We start from the raw sequence: 3,596 nt of genomic DNA on the forward strand, positions 1-3,596 counted from the left end.
GAAACGTCCACTCCGTATCGGAGTTCAGTTGGGGATTGAAAGTGGTGTAGGTATTACTTCCTTTGGAGGAGAGTTCTTTTCCGATATAGTTTTTTCCGGTAATCATGTAGGTGTTCTTATTTTAGGTTCTTCGCTAAGATACTAGAAGCGGAGGAGAAATGCTGTTAATAATGACTTAAGAGGGATTAGACTTGGGGGTTTCTAAAAACCCAGGTTCTTTACACGGATACTGCTCTCCCAATCAGCTCCAAATTCCCGTAATCCGGCAAAGTGGGCCTGGTTTTAAGGGAATTTTCGATAATCTTTAGTACTCTTTTTCGTTCTTCGCCCTGAAGATTGAGCCGTGGTTTTCGAACGTTTTCGGTACCGATACCCGTGGCCACTTCGGCCAACTTGATGTTCTGTACCAACTGCGGACTGATATCAAGCTCCAACAAAGGCAAGAACCATCTGTATATCGCCGTAGCTTCCTTTGCATATCCCGCTTTGGCCAATTCGTAAATGGCGACCGTTTCAGCAGGAAAGGCACACACCAATCCCGCCACCCAGCCATCGGCACCGATAAGCAGGCTTTCAAGTGCGAGGGGATCTACACCGGTAAGGACTTTAAGCCGATCGCCGAAACGGTTCTGTAATCTTCCGATATTAATGATGTCACGGGTAGATTCCTTTACGGCCTGAATATTGTCGAGTTTCAATAGCTCTTCGAACATATCGGCGGTCACCTCTATCTTATAATCCACCGGATTATTATAGATCATAATGGGCAGATCGGTACTTTTTGCAATCTCCTTGAAATACTCCACCGTTTCATGGTCCGTCGATTTATAGCGCATCGGAGGCAAGATCATCAAGGCGTCCGCACCATTTTTTTGGGCTTTCCGAGCCTCGGCTATCGCAATATGGGTCGCCTGCTCGGCTATGGTCATCACTACCGGAATTTTTTTATCGACCAGACCGACCGTTTCCTTTATGAGTTCGACTTTCTCGTCAGAGGTCAAGGTACTGGCCTCCCCAAGGGAACCTCCCAATACGATGCCGTGAACACCGGCATCGATCTGGGCGTTGATATTCTTCCCGAACATTTTCAGATCCAAAGTATCGTTGTCCGTAAATTTTGTCGTTACTGCGGGCATTACCCCTTTCCATTCGAATTGCATATATTTTTGTATTAAAGGATGATGGTACAAAAATAATGGAAATTCCGAAACCCTCTCCATCGGATTCCATTCGAAAAAAAGTTTAAAGACAAGCAACCGGTAGTTTCAGCCTTTAACTGTACTTGTAAGGTGAACAAGGTTCCATTTGTTTTCCCTATTTTTGACGAATTTTAGTTACAAATCCATACAAAAATGAAACCTATACTATTCTTGGCGCTAGGGCTGGCCATGGCCTGTAATTCTTCGCAACCCGCAGTATCCGAATCCACCAAAACGCCTACGCCGTCCGAGGCTACCGACCCAACGACCTATGCCGAAACGATTACCGAAGCGGAATTGAAGGCCCATCTTTACACCTATGCATCCGATGAATTCGAGGGCCGGGAAACCGGAAAGCCAGGCCAAAAGAAAGCCGTAGAGTACCTAAAGACCGAATATGTGCGTTTGGACATTCCCGCAGCAAAAAAAAACGGGGACTATTTTCAAAAAGTACCTTTAGAAGTCGCTCAATTGCCCACAGGTACGGTTACGGTAAACGGAAAAGAATATGTATTGGGTAATGGCCTTTTGACCTTCTCGCAAGCGGAAGGCACGTATGACAATATCGTTTATGTAGGCTATGGGATAGAAGAGGGCGATTATTCCGATTATAGGGGATTAGATGTCGAAGGAAAAGTCATCTTGATCAAGGCCGGGGAACCGAAAAACCAAGATGGGTCCTATACCTTATCGGGTTCGGATGAAAAATCGATATGGAGCAACCTGTCCGAATCCATCGGAAAGCGCATGGAACTGGCCTCCAGCAAAGGGGCATCCGCCGTTTTTTATTATGACGAGGAAAATTACGGCCGTTTTAAAAGCCGTTTCGATTATATGAAGAACAACGATAGCGGCCAAATGGAACTTGCCGATGATGAAGAGGCGGGATTTGCCAACTTCTTTATCGATGCCCAACTGGCCAAAGCCCTACTACCGGATATTGAAACGAGCGATACCCCCGAACTCCTGCCGGTGGACATGAACATCGCCATTAAAAGTGAAAATAAGGAAGTAGATTCCGAAAACGTCGTCGCGATAATCAAGGGCAGCGAAAAACCGGACGAATACTTGGTAATCTCCTCGCATCTGGATCACATCGGTATCACGGCCGATGGGCAGATCAATAACGGTGCCGACGACGATGGTTCGGGTTCGGTAGCCCTTTTGGAAATTGCGGAGGCCTTTAAAAAAGCCGCCGATGCTGGACAGGGACCCAAAAGATCTGTAGTTTTTCTCCACGTCACCGGTGAAGAAAAAGGCCTTTTAGGCTCCCGCTACTATACAGATTTCGACCCGATATTCCCACTGGAGAATACGGTCGTCAACCTCAATATCGATATGATCGGCCGCATTGACCCCAAACGCAACGGAAATCGAAACTATCTGTATCTGATAGGATCCGACAAACTGAGCACCGACCTGCACGAGCTATCCGAATCGGTGAACAAAAAATACACGAATATCGAGTTCGACTACACCTTCAACGACGAAAACGATCCGAACCGTTTTTATTACCGTAGCGATCATTACAATTTTGCCAAAAACAACATTCCCATCATCTTTTACTTCAACGGAACGCACGCCGATTACCACAAACCCAGTGACACGGTTGAAAAAATCAACTATGACTTATTGGAAAACCGGACGAGACTTATTTTTTATACGGCCTGGGAAGTGGCAAACCGTGACCAGCGCATTATCGTTGATAAAGCGAGCAAGTAAATTGGAAAGCTTAGGGTTACGCCTTGCCGACCCTCGCAAAATAACATACTTTTTAATTTGAAAGATCAGTCAAAAAAAATTATCTTTGCGCCTTCTTAAACGGTGGTTGTAGCTCAGCTGGTTAGAGCGCTTGATTGTGGTTCAAGAGGTCGCCGGTTCGAAACCGGTCTTCCACCCTAAAGTTTAGATAGATAGTCCCGTTGCCTCGCAATGGGACTTTTTTTTATCCAGACGGATATTTATATCCAAAACTTGAAAACTCCGATGAATTACATCCTCTTTAAGACAAAACACACAAAATATTGGTTTTCACAACATTAATTACCTGAACTTGGCTTTACCGGCTACTTTTGATTATTCGTAATTCGTCCCAATCATGAATATTGTCAAAACCTACTCTTTGACCTTGTCTTCCTTTTTAAAAAAGCACCTGCTTCTTTTGGGGATTATCCTATTCATCCCGATTCAAAACAACGCCCAGCAGAATGTCAAGGACAGCTTAAAAGAGCAGATCCAAATAAAAAGGTCACAACCGAGGTTCAACACCAAAGATACCCTGTACATCGACCTTATCAATGCATTGGGCAACGAAATGCGATTTTATAACAGCGATAGCCTTTTCAAATTGTCGAAACAGGCGTTGGACTTAAGTAAATCTTCCGGCTATAAAATTGG

The 3,596-nt window shown here is 44.9% G+C and carries 2 protein-coding genes, 1 tRNA gene and 1 pseudogene; 3 read left to right on the forward strand and 1 reads right to left on the reverse strand.

The window, feature by feature from the left end:
* Positions 1 to 218 precede the first annotated feature (218 nt).
* Positions 219 to 1,160, reverse strand: coding sequence for a dihydrodipicolinate synthase family protein (locus tag ACEW8S_RS14845; RefSeq protein ID WP_373518911.1), 942 nt, complete (start codon positions 1,158 to 1,160; stop codon positions 219 to 221).
* Between the two features lie 192 nt (positions 1,161 to 1,352).
* Here ACEW8S_RS14845 and ACEW8S_RS14850 point away from each other — a divergent pair, with 192 nt between their 5' ends.
* The 3 genes and pseudogenes from ACEW8S_RS14850 to ACEW8S_RS14860 form a co-directional block, all read left to right on the forward strand.
* Complete coding sequence (locus ACEW8S_RS14850) at positions 1,353 to 2,921, forward strand: M28 family peptidase (protein ID WP_373518912.1); 1,569 nt, start codon at positions 1,353 to 1,355, stop codon at positions 2,919 to 2,921.
* A 101-nt stretch (positions 2,922 to 3,022) separates the two neighbouring features.
* Positions 3,023 to 3,098 (forward strand) — tRNA-His (locus ACEW8S_RS14855).
* Between the two features lie 199 nt (positions 3,099 to 3,297).
* Positions 3,298 to 3,596: pseudogene (locus tag ACEW8S_RS14860) on the forward strand (histidine kinase); the annotation flags it as partial.

It is taken from the genome of Pricia sp. (genome assembly GCF_041745955.1).
In the GTDB taxonomy this organism is placed as follows: domain Bacteria; phylum Bacteroidota; class Bacteroidia; order Flavobacteriales; family Flavobacteriaceae; genus Pricia.